The sequence below is a fragment of the Moorena sp. SIO3I6 genome, from assembly GCF_010672095.1.
Window position 1 is genome coordinate 1 of record NZ_JAAHHU010000536.1, and the last position, 2,911, is coordinate 2,911.

Here is a 2,911-nt window from a genome sequence, read left to right on the forward strand (position 1 = left end):
TAAATGCACAACAGCTTATACTTGAGCCAGTTATAGGGTACCTAAATTAATTGTGATAATTTTTGTTCATCGTTCCCTACTCCCTACTCCCTGTTCCCTGTTCCCTTTTCTATACCAATTACCCTTGGCTATTCCAGAATTGGGCAACGCCTTGATCTGTCCCTAATTTCCAGATTGAATCGGTGCCAAACTAATCACAGTTCGTTGGTTAACCGGAGAAGTCGGGTCAGTACCAGGTCGGGGTTCAGAGAAACCTAATCCTTCCACAACGAATTGATGGGAGGGATACTTGCTTTTGAGATAGTTCACTACCTCTTGAGCCCTGGCTTGAGAGAGTTTCTGGTTAGATTCAGGATTGCCAGTACGGGAGGTATGACCTTGCACCTTGACAACTAAACTACTGGGGCGAAATTTCTGAATTGCCTCTGCCAAATCAGTGAGCTTTTGCTGCTCCTGGGGACTTAATTGAAACGAAGCTTTGGCAAACTTGACTTCACCTAAAACTTCTAAGTTAGTTAGGGGCTGGGGGTTTTGTCCCTCTGCCTCAGCCACTTGAGTGTCTGTAGAGTCAGATTTTTGTTCTGGTTGCGATTCCTTGGCTTTATCATCTGCCTCAGCCACTTGAGTGGCGCTAGAGTCAGGTTTTTGTTCTGGTTGAGCAACGGTTTTTTCCGGTTGAGCAACGGTTTTTTCCGGTTGTGATCCCTGAGCTTGATCGACTTCAGTGTTAGAGGAATCCTCAGATTGAGCCGCAACTTCTGGCTTTTCCTCAGCTTTTCCTGGAACTGAAGCCTGAGTATTATTATTTGCCTCAGCTACTTGAGTGGCGGTAGAGTCAGGTTTTTGTTCTGCTTCAGTAACGGTTTTTTCCGGTTCTGATTCCTTAGCTTGATCCGCTTCAGTAGAGTCAGCTAGCGGAGCTTGAGCCACAACTTCCGGCAGATTCTGATCAGTGGGAGGGTTTGTAGCTATACTTGGCTCAGCTGTTGGGGGAAGATAGTTAGCGGTAAACAGTTCTGTGGTATTAACAGGAACATCTTTTGCTTTACCCGAAGCTACCAACACTCCCGCAGTTTCCCCTATTCTTGTTGCCAAAGTTCCTGATTTCATCCAATCTTTCGCCTCAGCTGCTGTAAAAAACTCCATCCCCTTACCAGCAGTTTCCCCATCCCTGAGATTACCTTTCTCTACCTGGTCGTAGTATGTTTCTACAAAATCTTGTATCTCTTTGGGATTGGATTTCAGGATACGCTCAGAGGCCACTACTACATCTAAGTTGGGTTGAGTACCATCTGTTTGCTCTGTTCGGTTCAAAAGAGCAACAATTTTTCCCAAAGGCTTGTGAGTCAGGAATTGGTCTAAGCTAGTGCCAATCAGATCAACTTGTTCCTGACCAAGAGCTGCTGCACGAGCTTCCTGGTCTGACTCTTGAGCATAATTGAAACCAATCCCCCGCTTAACCAGAGCGTCTCGGAAGTTAGCACTACTGAGGATTGAATAACCACGGTCGGTATCCCCTAATCCCTTAAGGTTAAGGTTTGTTTGAGCATCAGCATTCTCGGTTGCATTCTCTGTTGTAGTAGAAGATGTAGTAGAAGAGTTGACATCTTCTATAGGCGGAGTACTAATACGGTTCAATTGCAAGGAGCGAGAGTTAGAGTTAGTTACCCACCAGGCAGCACCGATGAGTAAAGCAAATGCTAACGCTAAGCTACCTGGGATTAATTTATTGTCGGTAGTTTTCTTTTGAGTCATCTTGATGCACCTGTGACTTTCTTGCTATCTTTGCTATAATCTACCACTTTTTTTTCCGATGATCTCAGGCTTAATAAAACTACATGTGGGTGAGGTAATTTTGTACTGGTTTTTAGGGAGTAGGGAGTAGGGAATAGTGAATAGTTAACAATAATTTAATTTAGATTTAGCTCAGGCTTACTATGGAATGCTATACTAGCTTTTTTGTGATTTTATCTATGTTGCTATAGAGGTGATCAGTTGGTTATGATTACACGATTAAGGATGAACACTGTATGCCATTGAAATTATTAAACTATAATTAACTTAGTTTATAATAAGCAATATAAATCTTTCTAAATATATCTAAAAATATAAAGAATAAAAAATAGATTTTATTAATAAAACATTACAAAAAACTAAGAATTAGTAAGGATTATAATAAAAATTTTCCAAGGCTTGATAAATCCAGTTTCATCAAATTTTTCGTGATTGAGTAGCCTAGAAGATTCCAGACTAGTTGTGCGATTGCATTAAATCCCATTACATTAAATGCCATTAAGCTGTTGTGCATTTAAATTGGATATTATTCAGTTATAAAACAAACCCTGTCTTGAGATAATTCAGGTAACATTTAATTTTGATAGGTGAGAAGTGCGATATCTTTAACCTATCTTTTTTTTGTTACTTGTATCAATCCGTATTCCCAGCTATTATACAGGGGACAATGTCGCCCCGCTAGGAAATTTATAAACGAAATAATCTAAGAATTAACAGCGATAAATATTATTGTTTTTAGTTTTAGATAAAGAATTAGTTAATGTAACATTACAAGCCACAGGAATCTTAGTAATTTATAAGTTTTACAAAATCATAAATCGACTTGGATATATCTTTATTAGTTGAGGATGAATGACCACCCTGTGGTAAATGACCTTTCGGAGCATTGACTGGGTTAAATATAAGTTGGTTGTCATCCTTAATTTTACCATGGCTTAACCATCCAATCCTCTCTGCAAAATTCAAAAGAAAAAGAGCTATAATTTTTTCATTTTTTATTTTGTTGCCAGCTATATTTCGATCGATACTTTTGTAAATTTCATGTTGTACCCTATAACCAAACTTTCCCTCGCTATAATTTCCCGATAGTTTGTCAATAATTTTTAGATCGACACAG

Annotated in this window: 2 protein-coding genes; both read right to left on the minus strand. The window is 39.2% G+C overall.

Translation table 11 applies throughout. The features are described 5' to 3' along the window. Nucleotides 1–162: 162 nt before the first annotated feature. Entirely contained in the window at nucleotides 163–1,755 is a 1,593-nt protein-coding gene (locus F6K49_RS39100; RefSeq protein ID WP_293105921.1) for an OmpA family protein, read from the minus strand. 825 nt (nucleotides 1,756–2,580) lie between these two features. After that, nucleotides 2,581–2,911: GUN4 domain-containing protein (locus F6K49_RS39105; RefSeq protein WP_293105923.1), on the minus strand; the 331-nt coding region annotated here is incomplete at its 5' end.

Coding starts and splice junctions, on each gene's coding strand:
- F6K49_RS39100 (WP_293105921.1), bottom strand. CDS start 1,755: ATGACTCAAAAGAAAACTACCGACAATAAATTAATCCCAGGTAGCTTA.